Origin of the sequence: Bradyrhizobium sp. 191 (assembly GCF_023100985.1) — a bacterium.
GTDB lineage: Bacteria > Pseudomonadota > Alphaproteobacteria > Rhizobiales > Xanthobacteraceae > Bradyrhizobium > Bradyrhizobium diversitatis.
This window is the reverse complement of sequence record NZ_CP064692.1, coordinates 2,931,416-2,953,901: the sequence shown is the minus strand read 5'-3', so window position 1 is coordinate 2,953,901 and position 22,486 is coordinate 2,931,416. Positions and strand designations below refer to the sequence as shown.

At 61.0% G+C, this 22,486-nt stretch carries 13 protein-coding genes and 12 pseudogenes; 13 read left to right on the top strand and 12 right to left on the bottom strand.

From position 1 onward, the window contains the following. Positions 1-34 precede the first annotated feature (34 nt). From IVB23_RS13545 to IVB23_RS13535, 4 genes and pseudogenes are all read right to left on the bottom strand, one after another. Positions 35-1,591: pseudogene (locus tag IVB23_RS13545) on the bottom strand (IS66 family transposase). Between the two features lie 54 nt (positions 1,592-1,645). Further along, positions 1,646-1,996, bottom strand: a complete 351-nt coding sequence (gene tnpB / locus IVB23_RS13540) for an IS66 family insertion sequence element accessory protein TnpB (protein ID WP_247803881.1) — start codon at positions 1,994-1,996, stop codon at positions 1,646-1,648. Continuing rightward, entirely contained in the window at positions 1,993-2,121 is a 129-nt protein-coding gene (locus tag IVB23_RS39345) for a hypothetical protein (RefSeq protein WP_256469078.1), read from the bottom strand. Before IVB23_RS39345 ends, tnpB (IVB23_RS13540) begins: the two co-directional genes overlap by 4 nt. A gap of 90 nt (positions 2,122-2,211) precedes the next feature. After that, positions 2,212-2,373, bottom strand: a pseudogene (locus tag IVB23_RS13535) (transposase); the annotation flags it as partial. 144 nt (positions 2,374-2,517) lie between these two features. Between IVB23_RS13535 and IVB23_RS13530 the strand changes: the two are divergent. The 7 genes and pseudogenes from IVB23_RS13530 to IVB23_RS13500 all read left to right on the top strand — a co-directional run. Further along, a pseudogene (locus IVB23_RS13530) lies at positions 2,518-3,179 on the top strand (IS5 family transposase); the annotation flags it as partial. A gap of 86 nt (positions 3,180-3,265) precedes the next feature. After that, on the top strand, positions 3,266-3,688 hold the full coding sequence (locus IVB23_RS13525; protein WP_247803850.1) for a transposase: 423 nt from the start codon (positions 3,266-3,268) through the stop codon (positions 3,686-3,688). Then, entirely contained in the window at positions 3,685-4,038 is a 354-nt protein-coding gene (gene tnpB / locus IVB23_RS13520) for an IS66 family insertion sequence element accessory protein TnpB (protein ID WP_247803849.1), read from the top strand. Before IVB23_RS13525 ends, tnpB (IVB23_RS13520) begins: the two co-directional genes overlap by 4 nt. 69 nt (positions 4,039-4,107) lie before the next feature. After that, complete coding sequence (locus IVB23_RS13515; RefSeq protein ID WP_247803848.1) at positions 4,108-5,697, top strand: IS66 family transposase; 1,590 nt, start codon at positions 4,108-4,110, stop codon at positions 5,695-5,697. 20 nt (positions 5,698-5,717) lie between these two features. Beyond that, positions 5,718-5,900, top strand: a pseudogene (locus IVB23_RS13510) (transposase); the annotation flags it as partial. Positions 5,901-6,100: 200 nt separating this feature from the next. After that, positions 6,101-6,492, top strand: a pseudogene (locus IVB23_RS13505) (hypothetical protein); the annotation flags it as partial. Then, positions 6,493-7,084 (top strand): annotated as a pseudogene (locus IVB23_RS13500) (ArdC-like ssDNA-binding domain-containing protein); the annotation flags it as partial. A gap of 45 nt (positions 7,085-7,129) precedes the next feature. Here IVB23_RS13500 and IVB23_RS13495 read toward each other — a convergent pair. Continuing rightward, positions 7,130-7,575: pseudogene (locus IVB23_RS13495) on the bottom strand (IS66 family transposase); the annotation flags it as partial. A 175-nt stretch (positions 7,576-7,750) separates the two neighbouring features. Between IVB23_RS13495 and IVB23_RS13490 the strand changes: the two are divergent. Continuing rightward, positions 7,751-9,133 (top strand): recombinase family protein, encoded by a 1,383-nt coding sequence (locus IVB23_RS13490; protein WP_247803880.1) that lies wholly within the window; start codon positions 7,751-7,753, stop codon positions 9,131-9,133. Between the two features lie 185 nt (positions 9,134-9,318). On the opposite strand, the gene IVB23_RS13485 is transcribed toward IVB23_RS13490, so the two are convergent. From IVB23_RS13485 to IVB23_RS13470, 4 genes and pseudogenes are all read right to left on the bottom strand, one after another. Continuing rightward, complete coding sequence (locus tag IVB23_RS13485) at positions 9,319-10,587, bottom strand: hypothetical protein (protein WP_247803879.1); 1,269 nt, start codon at positions 10,585-10,587, stop codon at positions 9,319-9,321. A 182-nt stretch (positions 10,588-10,769) separates the two neighbouring features. Continuing rightward, a pseudogene (locus IVB23_RS13480) lies at positions 10,770-11,611 on the bottom strand (IS5 family transposase). A 428-nt stretch (positions 11,612-12,039) separates the two neighbouring features. Next, positions 12,040-12,247: pseudogene (locus IVB23_RS13475) on the bottom strand (IS481 family transposase); the annotation flags it as partial. Positions 12,248-12,314: 67 nt separating this feature from the next. Continuing rightward, positions 12,315-12,569 (bottom strand): WGR domain-containing protein, encoded by a 255-nt coding sequence (locus tag IVB23_RS13470; protein WP_247803878.1) that lies wholly within the window; start codon positions 12,567-12,569, stop codon positions 12,315-12,317. A gap of 862 nt (positions 12,570-13,431) precedes the next feature. Here IVB23_RS13470 and IVB23_RS13465 point away from each other — a divergent pair. Continuing rightward, entirely contained in the window at positions 13,432-13,641 is a 210-nt protein-coding gene (locus tag IVB23_RS13465; RefSeq protein ID WP_247803877.1) for a hypothetical protein, read from the top strand. A 1,297-nt stretch (positions 13,642-14,938) separates the two neighbouring features. Further along, positions 14,939-16,390: pseudogene (locus IVB23_RS13460) on the top strand (GntP family permease). Between the two features lie 27 nt (positions 16,391-16,417). Here the strand turns inward: IVB23_RS13460 and IVB23_RS13455 are convergent. After that, positions 16,418-16,728, bottom strand: a pseudogene (locus tag IVB23_RS13455) (helix-turn-helix domain-containing protein); the annotation flags it as partial. A gap of 115 nt (positions 16,729-16,843) precedes the next feature. On the opposite strand from IVB23_RS13455, the gene IVB23_RS13450 reads away from it, so the two are divergent. Continuing rightward, on the top strand, positions 16,844-17,872 hold the full coding sequence (locus IVB23_RS13450) for an IS110 family transposase (protein ID WP_247804843.1): 1,029 nt from the start codon (positions 16,844-16,846) through the stop codon (positions 17,870-17,872). A 252-nt stretch (positions 17,873-18,124) separates the two neighbouring features. On the opposite strand, the pseudogene IVB23_RS13445 reads toward IVB23_RS13450, so the two are convergent. Then, positions 18,125-18,469 (bottom strand): annotated as a pseudogene (locus IVB23_RS13445) (transposase); the annotation flags it as partial. 116 nt (positions 18,470-18,585) lie between these two features. After that, positions 18,586-18,978 (bottom strand): hypothetical protein, encoded by a 393-nt coding sequence (locus IVB23_RS13440; RefSeq protein ID WP_247803876.1) that lies wholly within the window; start codon positions 18,976-18,978, stop codon positions 18,586-18,588. Between the two features lie 172 nt (positions 18,979-19,150). Between IVB23_RS13440 and IVB23_RS13435 the strand changes: the two genes are divergently transcribed. Together IVB23_RS13435 and IVB23_RS13430 are read left to right on the top strand one after the other, a co-directional pair. Further along, positions 19,151-20,083, top strand: a complete 933-nt coding sequence (locus IVB23_RS13435) for a hypothetical protein (protein WP_247803875.1) — start codon at positions 19,151-19,153, stop codon at positions 20,081-20,083. 59 nt (positions 20,084-20,142) lie between these two features. Further along, positions 20,143-22,299, top strand: a complete 2,157-nt coding sequence (locus tag IVB23_RS13430; protein ID WP_247803874.1) for a hypothetical protein — start codon at positions 20,143-20,145, stop codon at positions 22,297-22,299. The last annotated feature ends 187 nt before the right edge of the window (positions 22,300-22,486 follow it).

The window sequence follows — 22,486 nt, the reverse complement described above, 5'->3', positions numbered from 1 at the left end:
CGACCTTCCAATTCCACGGCAGCAGCGTGTGCAGCTAATTGATCTTTGTGCGTCCAGAGACGATGCGCTCGAGGACGTCGGTCAGATAGTGCCGTGGGTCGATATCTTGCAGCTTTGCCGAGTTGATGAGCGACGCGAGAATGGCCCATGTCTCGGCGCCGCCTTCGCTGCCCGCGAACAAATAGTTCTTCTTTCCAAGCCCTATCGGCTTGATGCTGCGCTCGACCGTATTGTTGTCTATTTCAATGCGTCCGTCATCGATGAAGAGCGTCAGGCCGTTCCAATGGTTGAGGGTGTAGCGGATGGCTTTGCCCAGACCGGACTTCTTCGAGACTTCCAGCAGCCGCGCCTCGAGCCAGGGTTTGAAGTCCTCGATCAACGGCCTGGTGTCGGTTTGCCGCACTGCAGCCCGATGCGCCGCCGGCAGACCGCGGATGCGATCCTCGATGGCGTAGAACATCGCGATCCGTTGCAGCGCTTCCGCGGCAATCGGCGACTTGATCGCGACGTGAACGTCCCAGAACTTCCGCCGCGCATGCGCGAAGCAGAACGCCAGCTGCATCAGACGGCCGCCGTTCTTGATCAGGCCCTTGTAGGCGGCATAGCCATCGACCTGCAGGATGCCGTGGTAGTCCCCGAATAGCTGCTAGGCGCGGATCGCCTTGCGATCCTCGGCAAACATGAAGACCACCGCCGGCGGCGCCGGGCCGCCCCACGGACGGTCATCGGTGGCGATCGCCCAGAACTGGCAGACTTTGGTCCTGCCTCGGCCGGGATCGAGAACCGGCAGCGGCGTCTCGTCGGCAAACAGCCGCGGGTAGGACATCACTGTGTCGCGCAACAGCGTGTGAAGCGGCTTCAGCCACCAGGCGGCGCGGCGCATCCACGAGGCCAGCGTCTGCCGGTCGAGCGTGATGCCTTGCGCGGCGAACATCTGCTCCTGCCGATACAGCGGCAGCTGGTAGCCGTATTTCATCACCGCGATGTGGGCCAGCAAGGCTTCCGTCACCATCCCGCCATCGATCGGCTGGGCCGGCGCGGGTGCCTGCAGCACACCCAGGCGGCATCCCCGGCAGCCGTACCTCGGACGCACAATGCGCTTGACCCGGTACTGCATCGGAATGACGTCGTAGGCTTCCTTGACGGTCTCCCCGATCTTGTGTAGCCGCTCGCCGCAGCAGGGGCAGATGTGGCTCTCGATATCGATCACGACATCGATGCTCGGCAAATGCTCCGGGAGCTTCCCCCGGCTGCGTCGCGCCGGTCGCTTTCCACGGCCCTCCGCTCCGTCAGGCAGCCTGCCTCCGGTCACGTCGTCGTTGGCGGCACGAGCCGCCTCCGCCGTGATGGTGAAGAGAGACAGCTGTCCGGGGTCCAGGGTCTCGGACCGGGGACCGAAGATCGTGCGCTTGTACTGGGACAGGATCATCAGGAGCTTGTCGTTCTCCTGGACCGCAGCGTCGCGTTGGACGATCGCTGCATCACGCTCGGCCGAAAGCATGCTGCATTCCGCCGACAGCGCCGCAAGCCGTGACGATAGCGCCATCACGGCTTGTCGAAGCAATGCTGGATCGGAAGGCAAATCACTCATGCAGAGTGGTTCTACAACAACTCCGCATGAGTGACGAACTACTATTGATACGGATCAACCAGCTCGTGCTGGCTGATCCACAACCCGCATCGGCACACACTTCCAGTCCGAGCCGTCGAGCAGCACGGAGAGCTGAGCATGAGATAGCGGCATGACGCCTTCCTTGATCGGCGGCCAGGTGAACTGCCCCTCGATTCTCTTGTAGTAAAGGACAAGCCCGCTTCCGTCCCAGGTCAGGATCTTCACGCGATCTCTGCGCTTGGAGCGGAAGATATAAAGTCCGCCGTCGAACGGATCGGCTCCAAACGCCTCGCTCACCAGCATCGCCAGCGAGTCCATGCCGCGACGAAAATCGACCGGCTGCGTCGCGATCCAGATCGACAACCCGGGTCGCAGCCCGATCATTGGCCAACCGTCCCGACTGCCGCCAGCACCTCGCACAGCGCCCGCCGGTCGACCGTCCCCCTGACACGGATGCGGACCGCGCCGACCTCGATCTCGATTGCCACCTGATCTTCGCTCGACCGCAATTTACCCCCGCAGCTGGTGATCGCAACCGGCACAAAGCCAGGTGGCGCCTCTCCATACCCACGCTCCGCGACCTTCGCCCGCGTTGTCTGACGACGCCACAGAAACAACAGGCTTGGGCTGATGTCGTGTCGCCGCGCCACCGCGGACACGCTTGCACCTGGCGCAAAACTCTCCGCGACAATCGCTGTCTTCGCATCGGCCGACCAGCGCCGTCGCCGGCCGGTCCCGGTGATGATCTCGACACGCTGCAGCGTGTCAGCAGAATCCTTGAGGATAGGCGCATGCCTATCCGTATCGCTATCCTTACGACTATCCTTAGTGTCTGTCCGGGAACATCTTGAATCATCGGAATCATTTGTGATTCAAGGGTGGCGGTCCGATTCGAAGGGGCGCCCATGTGGACGAAGGAGAACCGCGGTCGTTACGACCGAAGCCGGCTACGCTATCCAAGCGATTTGACTGATGAGGAATGGGCGTTGGTGGAGCCGCTGATTGCGCCAGCCAAGCGAGGCGGCAACAAGCGCACGGTCGATGTGCGCGAGGTGATCAATGGCCTGATGTATGTGCTGAGCACCGGTTGCCAATGGCGAGCGATCCCGAAGGACCTGCCGCCACGCAGCACGGTGCACGACTATTTTGACTTGTGGGCTTGGAACGGCACGCTCGATCGCATCCATCACGCGCTCTATGTACAATGTCGAGAATTGGCCAACCGAGAACCCAGCCCGAGCGCCGCCATCATCGACAGTCAAAGCGTCAAGAGCGCGGAAAAAGGGGGGCGTGGATCGACCCGCATGGCTACGATGCGGGCAAGAAGATCAAGGGCAAGAAGCGCCACATCCTAGTCGATACTCAAGGCTTGCTGCTCCACGCCCTCGTGCATTCGGCGGACATCCAGGATCGTGACGGTGGGGTGCTGGTGATGGCCACGCTGTTTGGCCTGCATCCATTCCTGCTGAAGCTTTATGCTGACGGCGGCTATCAGGGGCCGATCTTTCAGTCCGCCGTTCGCAAAATCCTCCGGCAAATCGACGTCGAGATCGTCAAGCGCTCCGATACAGCCGTAAGCGCGAAGCCGATACCCTTGCTTCAGAATTCGAATGAACGTGCGAAGAAGCCTCCGGCTCTGGACGGAGGTTTGGGATGGGATTGGACAGCAAAAAGGACGTCCATTTGGACGGCTCATCGGTAGGGCCGGTGAGCTGGCTGGAGGTCCTTGAAGGACCGTCGGGACGCCGCGTGCGTTCGGAGGCTGAGAGAGCTCGGATCGTCGCCGAGAGTCTGCTACCCGGTGCCCAGGTGTCCGAGGTAGCGCGCAAGCACGGAGCGACGCGCTGGCAGATTTACGATTGGCGACGACGCTTCCGACAGCGAGGCATGTGGGCGCCGTGCGAGGCGTCGCAGTCGACATTCGCGCCGCTGGTCGTGGAAAGCGCGTTGGAGGCGGGTCACGTTCCGGCCATCAAGCTTGAGATCGCGATCGGCGATGTCGTGCTGCGGACGGACACAGCCATAGATGGCGAGCAGCTGTCCCGGGTGATCCGCGCAGTGCGAGCGTCACGATGATCGCGGCCGGTGCCGATCTGAAGATTTACATCGCGACGCGGCCGATCGACTTCCGCTGTGGCCATGATGGGCTTGCGACGAAGGTGCAGGAGATGCTTCGCCTCGACCCGTTCAGCGGCGCAGCCTTCGTGTTCCGATCGAAACGAGCGGACCGGATCAAGATTTTGGTCTGGGATCGAACGGGCCTGGTGCTGGTGCACAAGCGTCTCGAAGGTTGCAAGTTCGTTTGGCCAACGATCGCAGACGGCGTGATGCGCATATCGCCGGCGATGTTCGCAGCCCTGTTCGAGGGGCTGGATTGGAGGTTGGTCCGCCCGGAAGAAGCGCGGCGTCCCCAGGCAGCTGGATAACTGCGGCAGATTGACTCGGAAGCTATTTTGAACGTGGCACGCGCAGTGACGATGTGCTCGAAATAGCGCATGAGCATTGCGGCGCTGCGCAACGAAAATGAACGCCTGAAAGCGCTTTTGGCGCAAACGCAGGCAGCCTTGAGCGAGCATCAGGGGGCACTGGCGGCATCGGAGGAAGCGCGACGTCGGCTGGAGGTCATTCTCGGGGAATTGCGACGCGAGAAGTTCGGCGCGACGTCCGAGAAGCTGCGGCCAGATCAGTATCACTTGCCGCTGGAAGACGTGGAGATCGCGCAAGGCATCCTGGACGCGGCGCAGGAGAGAGCCGAGGCTGTGATCCAGGGCCGATCGCGGACCGCGCCGGATCAAGGTTCTCATCGCAATCGCGGCTGCTTGCCTGCCCATTTGCCGCGGGTGGAACGGATCATCGAGCCTGCGAGCACGCTCTGTCCGTGCGGTTGCGGCGCCATGACGAAGATCGGCGAGGACGTCAGCAAACGCCTCGACGTGATCCCGGCGCAATGGCGCGTGCTGATCACACGCCGCCCGAAATACATCTGTCGCCGCTGCTCGGGCCCTGTCGTGCAGGCGCACGCACCGGAGCACGTGGTGCCTGGTGGACTGCCGACCGAAGCGGCGATTGCGCACGTGATCGTCTCCAAGTTTGGTGACCATACGCCGTTTTACCGCCAGTCCGAGATCTATGCGCGTCAGGGCATCCGGCTTGATCGGGCGACACTGGGCAACTGGTCCGGTCGCGCCTGCTTCCATCTTCAACCCATGGCGGACCACATGCGCCGCCACCTGGCCATGGCGGATCGTCTGTTCATGGACGAAACCACGGCGCCGGTACTCGATCCCGGGCGCGGCCAAACGAAGAAAGGCTACTTCTGGGCGATCGTGTCCGATGACCGCGGCCACAGCGGCCCAAGTCCGCCGATCGTGCTGTTCCGATATGCCCCCAGTCGCAGCGGTGCCTTCGCTGAGCAGTTCCTGGACGGCTTTGGCGGACGCTTCCTGCAATGCGATGCCTATGGCGGTTATGACCGGCTAACCGAAGTCGCCCGACCACAGGGGTCGTGGACGCTCGTGCATTGCTGGAGCCATTTGCGCCGGCGTTTTGTCAAATTGGCCCGCAACAGCAAATCGCCGATCGCTGAGGCCGCCATTCGGCACATCGCACAGCTTTACGCTATCGAAGCCATGGTGCGCGGCTCATCGTCGGACATTCGGCTGGCCGCACGCAAGGAGCATTCGTTGGCTCTCGTCGCCGCGTTAAAGCCGTGGTTCGAGAAACAGTTGTCGATGATCTCCAGCGGCTCGACGCTCGCCGACGACATCCGCTACGCGCTCAATCACTGGCAAGGGCTGACCCGCTTCCTCGAAGACGGGCGCCTCGAGCTTGACACGAACCCGGTCGAGAACGCCATCCGGCCAGTCTGCCTGACCAGAAAAAATGCGCTCTTCGCCGGTCATGAAGTGGGCGCGGAAAACTGGGCCTTGCTCGCCTCGATCGTCGCCACCTGCAAGCTCAACGACGTTAACCCGGCCGCCTACATCGCCGAAACACTCGAGGCAATCATCGACGGCCATCCCCATAGCCGCATCGAAGACCTCATGCCGTGGCGATTCCGCAAAACGTCAAGCCAGCCTCAATAGGGTTGCGGCTAAGCGCTTACGATACAGCAAAGAGTTTTGCGATCTTGCCCAAGCGATGGATCGTCGAACGCACCATCGCCTGGCTCAACCGCTGCCGCCGTTTGGCCAAGGATTGGGAGTGCCTCAACCGAAAGGCATTGGCGTTCTTGCGCCTCGCCTCAATCCGCCTCATGCTGCGAAAGCTCTGCCAAAAAACAGCATGATCCCGGACAGACTCTAAGAGCGCAGGTGCGTTGGAGTATTGATTGTGCAGGCACGACCGGCTGGTTGTAGCTAATGTGAGGACATTGAACTGGAGACGAAGCAGAGTTTGCAAGGGAACTTCTCGAACCACGGACGCCTTCCAACAGCAATGGGGCGGCCCAGTTTCGGTCGCGATGTGGGCGCATGCGATCTTGCCTGGACCGCCGAAGCCCTCAAAGACGGGCTCAGCGACCGCGCAATGGAAATCCACCTTCAGCGCATCGTCGGCGCCTACGTCGGATGAGGCCACGGCGCCGGCCAGTTCTACTCCCGCGCCGCGACCGAGGCGCGCGAAGCCACCGCCAGCTTGCCAACGACGCACGCGACGAGGACCTCGACGGCCCCGTCGGCTTCGACACCCAGGCGCAGCGCAAGCGCGAGTTCGCCGCTGACCTGGGGCTGCAGGCACACGCGCTCCGCATGGCGGCCGAGGGCGCCGTCGCCGCCTACGAGCAGGTCATCGGCGAGGCCTGGAAGCCCTTCGAGCGGCAGGTCGAACACGCGGGTGAAACCGTCACCAAGAAGGTCGCCGCGGCCCAGATGTCGGCTTTCCCTTGGGTCAAACCGTGGAACACGGCCAATGCCGCTGGGCGAATCACGCCGCCGTTGCGCCACAACGGAATGCCCTACCAAGGCATCAACGTCGTGCTGCTCTGGTCGGAAGCCGTCGCGCGTGGCTTCACGTCGCCGACGTGTATGACGTTCAAGCAATCTCTTGAGCTCGGCGGCCACATCCGCAAGGGCGAGAGCGGAACGATGGTGGTCTACGCAAACAAGATCACCAAGACCGAGACGGACGACGCCGGCGACGACATCGAACGGACTGTGCCCTTCCTGCGGGCCTACACGGTGTTCTGTGTCGATCAGATCGACGGCCTGCCCGACCACTACTACGGGCGTCGGGCTCCGAGCACGCCGCCGGCGCAGCGCATCGCATCGCACATGTGGACGCGTTCTTCGCCAACATCGGCGCGACCATCCGGCACGGCGGCGACAAGGCATTCTTCGCTCCATCCCTCGACCTCATCCAAATGCCGCCGTTCGAGAGCTTCCGCAAGCCAGGAGCTATCCGGCCACGCTCGCGCATGAATGCGTGCACTGGACGGCGCCGGCCCATTGCGCCAATCGTGATCTCAGCCGCTATGTTGCGGGCCAATTTGACGAGGCGCCGGCGCAAGTGGCTCCAGCAATGCACGAGCGTCCATGGCCCTTGCGGTCGAACGACTTCGTTCAACCGGTTATACCCGTCATAGGCGTCGCATTGCAGGTAGCGTCCGCCAAAACCGCCGAGGAACTGCTCGGCGAAGGCGCCGCTGCGACCGGGAGCATATCGGAACAGTACGATCGGAGGACTTGGGCCGCTGTGGCCGCGGTCATCTGAGGCGATCGCCCAGAAGTAGCCTTTTTTCGTTTGGCTGCGCCCCGGATCGAGTACCGGCGCCTTGGTCTCATCCATGAACAGCTGACCCGCTATGGCCAGGTGGCGGCGCATGTGGTCCGCGATGGGCTGAAGATGGAAGCAGGCGCGGCCAGACAGTTGCCCAGTGTCGCCCGATCAAGCCGGATGCCCTGGCGCGCATAGATCTCGGCCTGACGGTAAAACGGCGTGTGGTCGCCAAACTTGGAGACGATCACGTGCGCAATGGCCGCTTCGGTCGTAAGCGCGAAGCCGATACCCTTGCTTCAGAATTCGAATGAACGTGCGAAGAAGCCTCCGGCTTTGGACGGAGGTTTGGGATGGGATTGGACAGCAAAAAGGACGTCCATTTGGACGGCTCATCGGTAAGGTCGGTGAGCCGGCTGGAGGTGCTTGAAGGACCGTCGGGACTCCGCCATCCACCGGATCATTGAGAACCCGGTCTACGGCGGCGCCTATGCCTATGGTAAGACGGCTGTGGCGGCGGGATACACCGCCGAGGGCATGAGCGTGAAGATCCGCGGCAAGACGCGGAACGAATGGTTGACGTTGAAGCCTGATACCCACGACGGGTATGTGAGCTGGGAGAGGTTCGAGGCGATCCGCGCGATGGTCAGCAGCAACGTTCCCACTGGTCGGCATCACGGCGCGCCCAAGCATGGAGACGCGCTGCTGGCCGGTCTGATCCGGTGCCAGCGCTGCGGCCGCAAGCTCACACTCCGGTACTCCGGCATGAAGCACCATATCCCGCGCTACAGTTGCAGCCGCGCTTGGATGGACAATGGCGGCGCTCACTGCATCGCCTTCGGAGGATTGCGCGTCGATGATGCAATCGAGGAAGCACTGCTTGGCGTCGTCGGCCCAGGCGCTATCGCCGCTGCAACCGCTGCCGCCAAGGAAGCCGGGGAACGGCGCGATCAGGTGCGCGATGCGCTCAGTCGCGATCTGGAAGCGGCGCGCTATGCCGCCGACCGGGCTTTCCGGCAATACGATGCCGCTGACCCCGCGAACCGGCTGGTGGCGAGTGAGCTTGAAGCGCGCTGGAACAGGGCGCTCGCTCACGCGGCGGAGGTCGAGGACAAGATCGCTATGCATGATGCGGCGACGCCCGCACCTATTGCTGATCCAGCTTCGCTCGGCGTACTGGCCTCAAACCTCAAAACGGTCTGGGATGCGCCGACGACGGATGCTCGCCTCAAGAAGCGCATTGTACGCACCCTCGTCCATGAGGTCGTGGCCAATATAGATGACGCGGCGTCCGAGATCGTTCTCATCGTCCACTGGGTGGGTGGCGCTCACAGCGAGTTGCGCTTGCCCAAGCGCCGGCGCGGACAGCGCAACAGCACTTCCGCCGATATTATCCAAGCCGTGCGTCAACTGGTGCTGATCGCCAACGACGATCTGATTGCCGGCCTCCTCAACCGAAACGGCCTCAAGACGGGCAACGGCAATCGCTGGACCCGCGAGCGCGTCACATCAATGCGCTCGAGCTACCACCTCCCGGTGTTCAAGCCCGCCGATGACCGGATCGAACCCTGGCTCAACCTTAGCAACGCCGCAAAGCTCCTGAAGATCTCGCCCAAGACCCTCCGGCTGGCCGCTGAAGCCGGCGAAATCGAAGCCTTCCATCCGCTATCGGACGGCCCGTGGATCTTCACCCGCGCCTCGCTGATAACAACTGCTGCTCAATCTATCGCCGAACGAGCGCGACAGAACCCAAGATACCCCACGGGATCGCATCCCAATCAGCAAAGTCTCTTCTCTTCAACAACATAGACAGATGGGTGTTCTGATGCGCGGTTGTACAACACGACCCGCAGGCATTCGACCATCGGCTATCTCAGCCCGGTTGAGTGCGAGCGCAAGGTGGGATTAGCTTAACCGGGTGTCCATCAAACCGGCAGCAGCTCAGTAGGCTGTCAGCAATTGGTAGAAAATCGTTAAACGGGACTGTCCCAGAATTATTGCTTCACGGTAATGTCGAATACGGCCTCGATCGGTCCTGTCTCATTTCTCGGACGGGAACGATCAGTGAAGATAAACACTACCTTATAGTTGCCAGCGTCTCTCAAAGAGAGGCCAGCCGTTGCATGATTGCGGAAATAATCCGCGTCCAATGGAAAGCGTTGCGTCGAGTTACCTTGATAAGTATGTACGTTCGCGATTTTGGTGATGACCGTACCGTCGTGATTGCGGAGTTCGATATCTAAACCGATCTCATAGGTGGCGAAGGGCGTCCCGGGCAAAATACGACCAACATGGTCGAAGCTGGCAAAGATGAAGATTTCCTCTCCCGCCGAGTAGACATTGGTTCCACGCTCAGCGAACGCGCCATCTTGGTTTGTCCGTATCTTGTCGGCGAGAAATGTTTGGATGAACTTCATTGGTGGCATTAGCATCTGCGGGGCAACAGCCGATGCATCAAACCAAATCGGGGCGGCGCGACTGCCGTCCGGGCTCGGCGCGGCAGTGAAATATTCTTGAACCGCGGTGTAGCAAATCGTTTTTGCTTGCCAAGCCTCCAGCACCATCAGCATGGTTACTGGCAAGAATCCGCGTCCTTCCGGCGGTCGCTCGACGAGCAAGCACATCGACCACTCAAAAAGGACTTTCGAGCCTTTGAGCGTCGGATCGACTTGGAAGGCATTTTTGAGCTTGTTAACCGAGTTCTTAAACTCGTAGGAATTCTTGTCATGCGTGTTGGTCGTGGATAGGACGACGATATTCGGTTCGACACCCGCACTGGCAGCGTCCCGCTTCGCTTGTTCGATGCTTGGTTGTCCATGGGATAAATAGGTCCGAACAAGTGTTGCGCCGTGGCTGCGTTGTGCGGAGTCTCGCCACAGCGCCAGATTTAAATCGAAGTCACCACCAAGGTTTGCCATAAGGAAGAACGCCGGAATTCCTTGGCGAGCCGGTGATTGCTCGTGGTTGGTTTGAGCTTCAGCCTGCGGCTGCTTGAACGGGTCAATACGATCGAATTTGATTAGATTGTGGTCGCGATGTTCCTTTGCGAGGATCAGTGCGGGCTGTGGAGAATAGTTGCTGAACGAGACAGGCTGCGGTGGTTCAGTGTCGCGTGGTTCTCGGTGCTCAACCTGGAGGATGGAATATTTGCAGCCATCTACCCCACCCTTCTGGAACGATTTCGCTGTTTTGCTGTTCGTCACGTTCGACGACAAATCCATACTGAGCCGATTGTCGGTGGGGACAGCGTCGAGCAAGCGCATGTGTGAGAATAAGTGTCAGTGCTGTGGCAGTGATGAAGCATGAATGACACTTCATGATTCCTCCGGGACGTGCCATTTGGAACGGGTTGGAATGCGAGTGGCGTAATCTCCGACATCGTGAAGATATCTGATGAAGCGGCGCTACTTTTCTGTCCGCCAACTGCCTAAGAGTCTGTCCGGGATCATGCTGTTTTTTGGCAGAGCTTTCGCAGCATGAGGCGGATTGAGGCGAGGCGCAAGAACGCCAATGCCTTTCGGTTGAGGCACTCCCAATCCTTGGCCAAACGGCGGCAGCGGTTGAGCCAGGCGATGGTGCGTTCGACGATCCATCGCTTGGGCAAGATCGCAAAACTCTTTGCTGTATCGGAGCGCTTGACGATCTCGACGTCGATTTGCCGGAGGATTTTGCGAACGGCGGACTGAAAGATCGGCCCCTGATAGCCGCCGTCAGCATAAAGCTTCAGCAGGAATGGATGCAGGCCAAACAGCGTGGCCATCACCAGCACCCCACCGTCACGATCCTGGATGTCCGCCGAATGCACGAGGGCGTGGAGCAGCAAGCCTTGAGTATCGACTAGGATGTGGCGCTTCTTGCCCTTGATCTTCTTGCCCGCATCGTAGCCATGCGGGTCGATCCACGCCCCCCTTTTTCCGCGCTCTTGACGCTTTGACTGTCGATGATGGCGGCGCTCGGGCTGGGTTCTCGGTTGGCCAATTCTCGACATTGTACATAGAGCGCGTGATGGATGCGATCGAGCGTGCCGTTCCAAGCCCACAAGTCAAAATAGTCGTGCACCGTGCTGCGTGGCGGCAGGTCCTTCGGGATCGCTCGCCATTGGCAACCGGTGCTCAGCACATACATCAGGCCATTGATCACCTCGCGCACATCGACCGTGCGCTTGTTGCCGCCTCGCTTGGCTGGCGCAATCAGCGGCTCCACCAACGCCCATTCCTCATCAGTCAAATCGCTTGGATAGCGTAGCCGGCTTCGGTCGTAACGACCGCGGTTCTCCTTCGTCCACATGGGCGCCCCTTCGAATCGGACCGCCACCCTTGAATCACAAATGATTCCGATGATTCAAGATGTTCCCGGACAGACACTAAGAGAAACACTACACGTGGCCTGCGTTTCGGCTCAGCCTGCGATTGGACGTCGATTGGGTCGACGGCATACGGCGTCATTATGATCTTGGCGATCAATGCCAAAACCAGAAAGGGTCATATGCCGCGAACGTTTCAGGTGCCCTCCTGGCAGCTCTTCGTTGCGGTTGAAGATCATAAGACTAACAACCGCCGGATTAGAATACGAGGGCCAACTGCGCACGGCAGCACCGCGCTAATGTAAGAACAGGCTTTTCGCCGGGTGCTTACGGATCGGGGAAGGCATAAGGGTACGCGACCGCGCACCTTTTTGCTTATTTCGACACAGAAATTTTCGATTGTTGGGCTCCTGGCCTCCCGCTCAATGGAAAGGGTCATCGACTGTGCCTTCTTCGAGTCAGTCGGAAGGTCAGCGATGATGTCGCGCTGCTTCCACTTGCGGACGGACTTCTGGTTGATCTCGGAGCGCTTGGCGAGCGTTCTTAGGCTCTCTTGCTATTCTGGATTGCTCGGCGACTGTCTCCGTCGCGGTGGCGCAGCCGTGTAAAACTCGCCCTATAGCGCATCTCGAACTCGCCGACCTCATCCGCCAGGTGAGCCGTAGTCCCCGGGAAACTGACGATACCTCAGACGTTTTCCTCCACAGAGGTGTATCCGCGCCTGCGCTTGGCGCGCTCCAGTCGTACGAATGCTTCGCCCGCTTCCGCGCTGGCATCGAAAGTCTGCACCATCGTCTGGCCGGTCCCGATCCGGCCCCAGTAGCGGATCAGCGAGACTCCGCCGAACAAGGTCGGTTGGATCGAAAGCAAGTAAAATCGCCGCATGTTGCGGGCTGTGTCGATGCGGCGAAGGCAAAGGGGCCCTAGCTTGAGGTTCGGCATGCATGGATTCTCGCTTTCTGTGGAAGCGAGGTCAGCACGGTTTGCAGGTTCGTTGTCCGCGCTTTCGGAAGGAGCTTGAGCAATTCGGGTTTATAAGACCGAGCGCAGCCGTGGGCACGAAAACCCAAGGGATCACGAACCATTCCTCATCGACCAACGTGTCTTCCGTCACTGTTGAGCCTTGCAACTGTTTTACGAGAGCGCGCGGTTTCTTTGCACCTTGAGTAGAAAATTGCTGTTGCAACCGGCTGGGTTGTATGCAACAGTAGGCTTGGGTCTCAGAAACCCAAGATAGCATCAGTGGCCATCAATGGGCCAGGTTCTAACAGCCCGGTTCGGCGGGGACGGTGCGTCCATCTCCAAGGGGCACCCCAAAAGCACATTGGCCGTTCACAATTACGGTTTCTGAACCCCGGCAGCCAGTCCGCTACCGGCATCAGAGCTAAAAGCAAAATCCATGAACCATCAGCGAATCTCTCGCCGCGCCGTGGCGATCGCTCGCGTCTGCAGCCTCGAGGTGTTGCACGACAACGAAACATCTCAGCAGAGAGCCGACCGGTTGCTGGCGCCGCACAAGCGGCGTAACCGTTCTCCGTCGTCAAATGATTTGAGGCTAATTAGGCGGCTCGCGAAGGGAGGGGCTGGCTCCTCAGGGGTTAGAGCTTAAGCGGCCTGCACTCGTTGCTGCGAGCGATGGTTTGCATTCCGCGGAGCGAGCCATGAGCCAACCTCAAGGCCGGTCGATTCGATTGAAACTCCATTCTTTGGAAAGGCGATCGATGCGCGACTTGAGCCTCTTTCGTGCGATCCATGGACCGAGGATTCTTTGCGGGGCCACGCCGCCGATATCGGCACAAGAAGGGTGACAGCCGGCGCCGCGGCTTTTGTGGACAGCCTGTCTATCAGTCTCACCAATCTGGGATCAGCCCGGTCCGCACCGCCTTCGGCTGAAGAGCGGGCGGACCTGTTTCGCGAAGCTGCCGAGAACGCCACAAAGCAACAGCAGCACGCTGCGCGTGAAGAGGAGGATGTCGCCTGGCGCGAGCAACAGAAAGATATCTTCGGAGAGTGACCATGGGGCCGGCCCTGCCACGGTCGAGCCCCCGGCAACTTCGGCAAATGAAGGACGTGAAAGTGCCAGCCGCTGTGAACCGGTCGAAGAAGGAGAGGGCGCAGAGATTGCGATCGACCGCGATCGATTGCGCTTCATGCTCTGATCGTTGTCTTGGGCCATAACACCTTAGATCGAGCATTCGACTATGCCCGCCTCCCGCACTTGGGGTTGCGTCCAATACGCAGAAACAATGCTCGCCAACATCACAGAATGTCGCATTAGGAGCCGGACTGTGATGCGATCAGAAGTCTTCCGTTAGCGAACAGCACCAAGATCTGCCCGTCGTTCCACGTAAACACGTGGAACTTGATGCCCTCCTGGATCTCGCTTGACATGAGAGTGCCTGCGCAGCCAAACTTGTAAACGACGTCTGCGTAGTTCGAGCCCAACTCGACACTTTTGAAGTCCAAGTCCGTCACGCGACAATATCCGGCCGGGAATGAGCGAGCGTTAACGGATCTGTAGTTCGTGTCTAAATCATCCGGAGCGGCCGGATTGAGGAGCGCTCTGCTCGCCGGAGCGCTGGCTTTCGCGGGTCGGGAACCGCTCGGGCCTGGCCGCACGAAGAGCCACGCGACGACCGCAACTGCTGTGATCCGCAAGGCTGCTCGCCAGTTAATAGAGCTGCGTGCCCCGGCGAATATTCGAGTTGTCGCCGCCGAACCTGGGATGTTGGCAGATTTGATGGTGGGCAGCTGGCAGAGACGCCAATCATTCCCAGATGCTGCACGTGAAGTGGAAGACTTCGCTTGAATGAAAAACAATGGGCTTCCCTCACGTTCTCATTCCGGAGAGGATGGTCAGGTCGACGCGACGTCAGCACAACGCAGTCTCCGCGTTATGGTCAACTACAAGAATTTGCAGGTGGCGGAGATCAATCTAATCCCGAGAGCCTAAGCTGCTCTTGCAGAGCCAGAGCCGGTGGCAGACGACCTGCTTAAGGCAGTCGAATCCGCCCTAGCGAGGCAAAATGAACTTGAATGTAGACGAGGCAATCTGCCGAGCCGTTGGCGCTGTTGGGCCCGCGCAGTCCTTATCTCGGTAAGTCGTTCTGTCAGCGAGGGCGCGCTTACAGGTCTGCTGCTCGTCGACGGAAACCCGGTGCAAACACCCGGCTGATCCAAAATCCGGAGATGCGCCCGGAAGGACGGCTCGCAGCAAGCGAGTTCATTGACGCTTTCGGCACAGATATCGGTAAGCACTCGACGGCCGATCAGATATCTCGCTCCTGAATATCCTGCTCACGGAGTGTTGAATGGGACTGCTGGGCATCCTCGTTGGGCTTTCGCTGCTCATTTTCTTTGCGTTTCGCGGCTGGAGCGTCCTGCTGCTCGCGCCTATCGCGGCGCTGGTGGCGGCCGCGTTCGGCGCACAACCGTTGCTTGCCAACGGGACCCAGATTTTCATGGTGAGCGCCGCCAGCTTCCTGGCGCAGTTCTTTCCGATCTTCCTGCTCGGCGCCGTCTTTGGCAAGCTGATGGATGATTGCGGCGCAGTCGCCTCCGTGGCTGCCTTCATGGCGAGATGCTTCGGCGAGCGCCGCGCGATCCTTGCCGTCGTGCTGGCGGGGGCGCTCGTCACCTATGGCGGGGTGAGCCTATTCGTCGCCTTCTTCGTCATCGTCCCGATGGCGCAATCTCTGTTCCGTGCCGCCTCAATTCCCCGCCGCCTGCTGCCGGCGACTGTCGTGCTGGGCACATCAAGCTTCACCATGTCGGCGTTGCCGGGAACGCCGTCGATCCAGAACGTAATCCCGATGCCGTTTTTCGGCACGACGCCCTTTGCGGCGCCCGGCCACGGCATCGTTGCATCCGTTGTCATGCTCGGTATCGGCCTGTGGTGGCTGCGACGTGCTGAGGGGGCTGCCCGCGCCGCCGGCGAAGGTTATGGCGAGGAGGCACTGGCGGCAACCGAGCGCACGCCGGCTGATGAGCTGTTGCGGGAACGAGCGACCACCGCCGGCGAGTTCGATCCTGCCGAGATCCGGCATGGACGCCGCAGCAAGACGCCACGCCTGCACTGAACGCCATCCTGCCGCTGGTCGTCGTCGTCGCCGTCAATCTTCTGATGTCGCTTGGTGTGTTCCCGAGGCTTGATTTCTCCTATCTCGCCGAGGAGCGTTGGGGCGGCACGTCGATTTCAGCCGTCGCCGGCGTCTGGTCGGTTGCGATCGCGTTGATCGCTGCCATCTTAACTGCATCGCTCTCAACTGGCCTCGGCTGCCGGCGCTTCGGCAGACCATGGATGCCGGCGCGAATGCGTCCGTACTGCCGGCGCTGAGCGTTGCAAGTCTCGTCGGCTTCGGCGCTGTCATTGCAGCGCTGCCTGCATTCGCAGCCGTGCGCGACTGGGTGCTGGCAATCGAGGGCGGCCCCCTTGTTTCGCTCGCGGTTGCAACGAATGTCCTGGCGGCACTGACCGGCTCGGCCTCGGGCGGCCTCACGATTGCGCTCGACGCACTCGGCCAGACTATATCGAGATCGCGGCCCAAACTGGCATCGACCCCGCTCTGATGCATCGTGTCGCGGTGATCGGCTCAGGCACGCTCGACATCTTGCCGCATAACGGCGCCGTGGTCAGCCTGCTCTCGATCTGCGGCATGACCCATTACGACAGCTATTTCGACATTTTCATGGTCGGCATCGTTCCGTCGGTCGTCGCGTTGGCCGTCGTGATCATGCTCGGCGGCGGAGTGGGGTCATTTTGAATGGGTACCTGCTTTGTCACGACGCAGCTTCCGCTGGTCGGTGAACCGCACGGCCAGCTCTCGCGGCGATAGCTCTGGCAGAGCCAGCGCCAGATCAATGATCTGGTCGCGGACGTCGTCGGGGATGCGATTCCAGACCCGGTCTGGTCGGGACCGATGGTCAGCCAGCGCCTCGACGCCACCCTCGCAATAGCGGTCATACCAGCGATAAAACGTGGCTCGCGGGATGCCGAGTTCGTCCAGCGTGCGCTTGGCCGGCAGGTGGATTGCTCAACGAGCCGGATGATCTCGGCCTTCTCGGACGCAGGGTATCTCATGCCTCGTCCTCCCCATCTCTTACCCGACAGTGAATGCAAGGGCATTCCCCGAAAGGGCCCGTTCATGCTTTATGGAATGGCCCGCCCCTCGCACCGGCGTCGTAGGGTCGCCGACGGTACAGAAGGAGGAACGGAAATGGATATTGCAGTGCTTGGTGTCGATCTTGGCGAGAATGTCTGCAGCATCGTCGGGCTCGACGCGTCTGGTGCGGTCGTGATGCGGCGTAAGGTTAGGCGCGAGACGCTGATAGCTCTTGTGGCGAAGCTTCCTCCGTGCGTCGTCGGGATGGAGGCGTGCTGCGGGGCTCATCATCTGGGCAGGTTGTTCGCCGCCCATGATCATGAGGTTCGGCTGATGTCGCCCAAATATGTCCGCCCGTACGTCAAGGCGCAGAAGAACGATGATCGCGACGCTGAGGGGATCGCGGAGGCTGCGACGCGGCCGACGATGCGCTTTGTGGGACTGAAGAGCCAAGACCAACTCGACATGCAGACGCTTCACCGATCCCGGGACCGGCTGGTCGGTGAGCGGACGGCGCTGATCAACCAGCTGCGCGCGATCCTGCTTGAACGCGGCCTGGTCGCGCCGCAGGGCAAACGGAAGCTTGAACATTCCTGGGTGCTGATGGACGAACAGGGCGGCGCGGGATTGAGCCCGCGGATGATCGCGTTGGTCGCCGACGCGCGCACCCAATGGGCCGGGCTTGACCGTCGGATCGCAGCTTTTGATGCGGAGTTTGTCCGCTGGGCGAACGAGAACGAAGACACACGCCGGCTGACCACAATCCCCGGCATCGGCACGATCGCGGCAACGGCGCTCGTCGCCGCGATTGGACGGGCGGCGTCTTTTGATCGGGGCCGCGATCTCTCGGCCTGGCTTGGCGTGGTTCCACGTCAGTTCACCACCGGAGGCAAACCGAAGCTGCTCGGAATCAGCAAGCGCGGCAATACATATCTCCGCAAGCAGCTGATCCATGGAGCGCGCGCGGCGTTGCCCCATGTGGTAGAGCGTGACACGCCGCTGGGACGGTGGGCGAAAGCGCTCATGGAACGGGCTCATCACAATGTCGCCGTTGTCGCCTTCGCAAACAAGCTTACCAGGATCGCCTGGGCTGTGCTGCGAAGCGGAGAGCGATTTGCGGTCACCAGGACCACGGCGGCGTAGAAGGCTTGGCGGCCCGGCCAGGCGCCTGGCTGCCACGGATGTTTGCGAGAGGGTGACGACGAGATGGTCTAACAGTCGAACGGCGCTTCGGAAGCCTGGTCAAAAAGACGGCGGCTCGACGCCGGACGCTTTATGAGGACCGGGGCGCGCGTATCTCCATCATGGCCGGAGGCTGCGCCTCGAGGCCGGATACGTTGAAGCAGACTGGTTGGCTGTCAATCTCAGATCCCCCTTGCAGACGGGGCGGGCCATACGTTTTTTGAGCAGGCGGTTCTCCAGGGTGAGGTCGGCCACTACCTCCTTCAACGCTGCAGTCTCACGACGAAGGTCCCTCACCTCGCCGGGCGTCGCGGTGTGCGCCGTGTCGCCCGCCTGGCGGCACTCGCCGGCCTCCAGGAACTCCTTGGACCAGCCATAATACATCGAGGCGGCGACGCCTTCGCGACGGTACGGCTCGGAGATATTCTCCTCGCCCCGCAGTCCTTCCAGCACAATACGAATCTTCTCTTCCGCCGAATAATGCTTGCGGGTCTGCCGCCGAATGTCCTTTAAAACTTGTTCTGCCGGCGCTTCGCCCGGTCCGGATTTCTGCTTCATCTTCGCTCCTGGTGGCCACGATGAACCAGAAATCCTCTCTCCGCAAAATCCTTCGGTTCGTCTCACAGGGGCCCTGACGGCTAACTCCCGCGATTACGTCGCCACTTCAGCCTGCTCTAGCCGCATACCAATCGGCGAAGCTCGCGGTCCACGCTAGAGTGGAAACGTACGACCGTATCGTCGGCGAGGACGTCCGATCGATAGATGTAGTCGAGCATGATGTTGTCGCCCATTCTTTTGACGCGCAGCTGCAGATCGAAGCCAATCTCTCTTCCAAGATATCTTGGGCTTTCACGCGGCAGCGCCCCTTCGCTCGGCAGCACGAATTTCTGATTGAGAATGAGGGTGGTTACCGGGTAGCGGCCTGAAGGCCTACCAATGCCGAGTCGCGCCTCGAGGTCTAATATGCTGAAGGTAGAGCAGCGGCGCAGCTGAGCCAGACACTCGTTCGCCGACGCGACAAGTGCCTTCGCGCCGCCCTCTGTTGCCGGGTAGACAGCTGCCAGCAAGGCACAGCATCCTATGATTGTCAGCTATTTCGCGACTGACATTTTCAGGAATCGTTACCGCTACCGGCGGCATTCATCGACGGACGATCACCAGGCGCCGTGGTCGGAGTTTCTGCCGCCGCGCCAGGACCTCGTCATCGACGCAGCCCGCCTCGACGCAGGGAGACACTGAATGTCCAATCAACCGAACGGAGTTGGCAGCGGCGATCTCCTGTGCATCCCCGTCGGGCCGGTGCGCGATGGCACGTTCCAGTACATCCCGGGCGCACCGACCGTCGAAATCGCCCAACTGATGTTAAGCCCAGTGGCGGCGCAACTCTCCCTGCAAGCGGTGTGGCGGGCCGAGCCGGAGGCACTTCAGGCGGCCCAACGCGCGATCCGAGCCCAATATCCAGATATCGGCAGCATCGATCTGCAGCCGGTTGCGCTCGATCAGCCGACAGCATCGCTAACGGTGACGATTCCGGACGGTCCCACCTACACTTTCGGGCCGAGCCCGGCTTCCGGCATGGCCCAGCAGCGCGTCGTGTTCAACGACCGGCTGACCTCGGCGGAAAAGACCGCCGCGATCGCGGCCTTCCAGGGACAATCGAGCATCCTGACACTGACCTATCAGGGCCGGCTCGACACGCGCGAGAGCTCCACCGTCAAGATCGCCGGCGACCTTGCGCCGACCTTGAAGGTACTGGCGCCGCAGAAGCCGGACGAAAGCTCCGGCGGCTGGTTCGGAAGGAAAAAGGATCCCGATCCGCCGCCTCCGCTGCCCGATCTCGCCGCATGCACAGCCGCACTCGATGACGCGATCTCCAGCGGCCGCATCAAGCTGACGCGCATCGACACGGCGAATGTATCCGACGCGACGAAGAGCAAGGCGGAAGCTGCCGCCCGCAGCCACGTGGCGAAGGTGCTGTTCGACAAGCTGCAGCAGATGGGCGCAGACGCCGCCTACGTGAATTCATTGCCGGTCACCTGGGAATCCCCGGCGACCGAAGACGCGACGTTTCAGATCAGCCGTTCGGCCGATCTGGGCGGCTGGCTCGGCCGCAACGCCGGCTTGCAGCAAGTCACAGAAGTGAGCGCACCGATTGCGGAGCCCCCGAGATAGACGCCGGACATCCGCGAGAACCCAAGCTGAATGCTGAACCGAACAGAGGAGCACGTCTCATGCTGAAACTTTCGCCGGCGATCACGGTCCAGGGCATTCCCTATGCCTTCGGTCAGACCATGGATTACACCTTCTTCCCCGACAGCGAGGAGAAGGACACCTATTACGCCCTGGCCGAAAAGCCGGCGTATCAGGCCGTCGACGGCAAGCCGGCCTTCAATCTAACCTGGTATTTCGGCGACAACCAGGAAGCGGGCGGCATCTGCACCTTCACCGCTGCACTGCCAATGCCCAATATGAGCGACACGAAAGTCCAGGACGCAGTCAGCGCCGCTCTCAACAGCAATGAGTCCGTCGTCAAGATCGCGCAGACGACCTTCGCACTGTGCCAGGCGATCGATGCCAAGAACGCCGACGAGGTCGCAAAACTCAAGGCCAGCCTCGGCTTCGATGACGCTACCGTCAACAGGAGCAAGGCGAGCTTCGACAAGAGCCGCGATTACAAGCAGTTTCTCCCGCGCATCTCGGAGCGCTCCATCAAGCCGGTGCCGTTCAGGTCGGGCAAGGTCACCGTGCAGGCGTTCACGAATCTGGATGCCTATCAAAAGGGGTCGCCGTCCTATTCAACGGGCAGCGTCCAGACCACTCCGTCGCTGATGAACAGCAATGCTGCGGTGGTCACCTTCAATCTACAGGACCTCGGCGCCAATCTGTTCTGGCACGGGCTCGGCGGACCGCCGTTCGACCAGTCTTCGCGCAAGCTCCCGGAATACAATCCGGACAAGGGCGTCAGCGTCATCAGCGTCACCTACAACGTCGAGTTCGACGGCCTGCTCCCGGAAGCGAAGGCGACGGTCACTCTCAGCAAGGACCTCATCGCGAAACTGAAGGTCGAAGACAAGGAGTGGCAGGATTCGTGGGGACGTACACACCACGAGGAAGTCGAGCGCGGCAAGGAATACAACGAGACCGTCAACAGCGCGACCGACATCGTCCTTCCGGCGGTCGCGTCCAAGGAAGACGGCGACGCAGTACGCAAGCTGCTCACCGACTGGGCGGGGAAGCAGCTCGAGGACATGGCGAAATCCCAGCTTCCCGACGTCAAGCTGGATGCCCTGAACATCGACAATGTCCGGACGCTCGAGGCCAAGAGTGGCCAGTCCCGCACCTATACATTGACACAGGCGACAACCATCCCGAGGAACCCGCAAGGGCCGCTTCAGAAGATCAGCGCCCTTGCAGGCAAGGAGCCCCTGACGACCTTCTTCCAGCTGATCGATCTCAACGACAAGCCGTTCTTCAAGGTCGACGTCACCGTCAATCCGCCGAACCTCGCTTATCTCAAGGCCCGTGCGATCGATCGGCTCGCCATCACAGACCTGTCCTACGTCAAGACCCAGCTATTCGGCACCAGCGGTCCCGTCACCACGATGACGTACAAGCCCGGCGCCGACGCTAATGTCGATGACGTCCAGCTCAAGGGAATGTTCGACGTCAGGATCCCCAGCGACCAGCGGGTGCTTTCGTACAACTACCTCGTCTCCTACACCGACGGTACGCCGTCGTTGCAGGTCAAGGGACTGAAGCTGAGCGGCACCAACTATCTCGATCTCAGCAGTGTCGACCTTGGCGTCCTCAGCGTGTCGCTGAGCGGCATCGACCTGCCCTGGGACATCGTCGACAGCGCCACCGTCGATGTGAAGTACGGCGACTGGCACAAGAAGGTCGCGCTTCAGAAGGATGCGCCCGCCTTCATCGCCAAGCCGTTCGGCAGGCCCATTGCCGGACCAATCCAGTACAAGGTCACCCTGAATCCGATTTCGGGCGATCCGGTCGAGGGTGAGTGGATACAGGTCACCCCGGACCGCGGCAATGCGGACATCAGCCTGCAGAACCCGCTCGGCAACATGGTCCGCACCCTCAAGTTCGCGCTGGTGGACGGCGCGACGGCCGCCACGCTCCGGGTTGAATACACGTTCAAGAGCCAGGACGCCGACCGTGTATTCGAACAGCTGATCGAACTGGATTCATCGGCCACGTCCCGCGCGCCGTTCAAATGGCGCGTCCCGGCGCTGAGCGGCCACGCGTCGTCGTTTCGGGTGGTCACGGCGATCGTCAACGACAACGAGATGGCGGATCCGAGTGGAGGAAACCTGGCCGAGGTCAAGACCGACCCTCTGATCCGGGTCGCACCGACGAAGATCTCGAAGATCTAGCCAACGCCGGGAATCCCCCATGCTCGCGGACGATCACGAAATCCAACTGCAAGGCGTCGAAGGAGTCCTTCTCTACAGGGATTTCTTCGACCCCAAGCTGTTCTATTGCTGCTCGACGCGTCCCGCCGTGGCGCGAACGAACGGCGACTACCAGTTCGCGATCGTCCTCTACGAAAAGCCCCGCAAG

Bases quoted from the DNA above. Each gene is read 5' to 3' on its own strand.
- tnpB (WP_247803881.1), bottom strand. From the start codon at position 1,996: ATGATCGGGCTGCGACCCGGGTTGTCGATCTGGATCGCGACGCAGCCG.
- IVB23_RS13525 (WP_247803850.1), top strand. From the start codon at position 3,266: ATGGGATTGGACAGCAAAAAGGACGTCCATTTGGACGGCTCATCGGTA.
- tnpB (WP_247803849.1), top strand. From the start codon at position 3,685: ATGATCGCGGCCGGTGCCGATCTGAAGATTTACATCGCGACGCGGCCG.
- IVB23_RS13515 (WP_247803848.1), top strand. From the start codon at position 4,108: ATGAGCATTGCGGCGCTGCGCAACGAAAATGAACGCCTGAAAGCGCTT.
- IVB23_RS13485 (WP_247803879.1), bottom strand. From the start codon at position 10,587: ATGCGCTTGCTCGACGCTGTCCCCACCGACAATCGGCTCAGTATGGAT.
- IVB23_RS13470 (WP_247803878.1), bottom strand. From the start codon at position 12,569: ATGCCGAACCTCAAGCTAGGGCCCCTTTGCCTTCGCCGCATCGACACA.
- IVB23_RS13450 (WP_247804843.1), top strand. From the start codon at position 16,844: ATGGATATTGCAGTGCTTGGTGTCGATCTTGGCGAGAATGTCTGCAGC.
- IVB23_RS13435 (WP_247803875.1), top strand. From the start codon at position 19,151: ATGTCCAATCAACCGAACGGAGTTGGCAGCGGCGATCTCCTGTGCATC.
- IVB23_RS13430 (WP_247803874.1), top strand. From the start codon at position 20,143: ATGCTGAAACTTTCGCCGGCGATCACGGTCCAGGGCATTCCCTATGCC.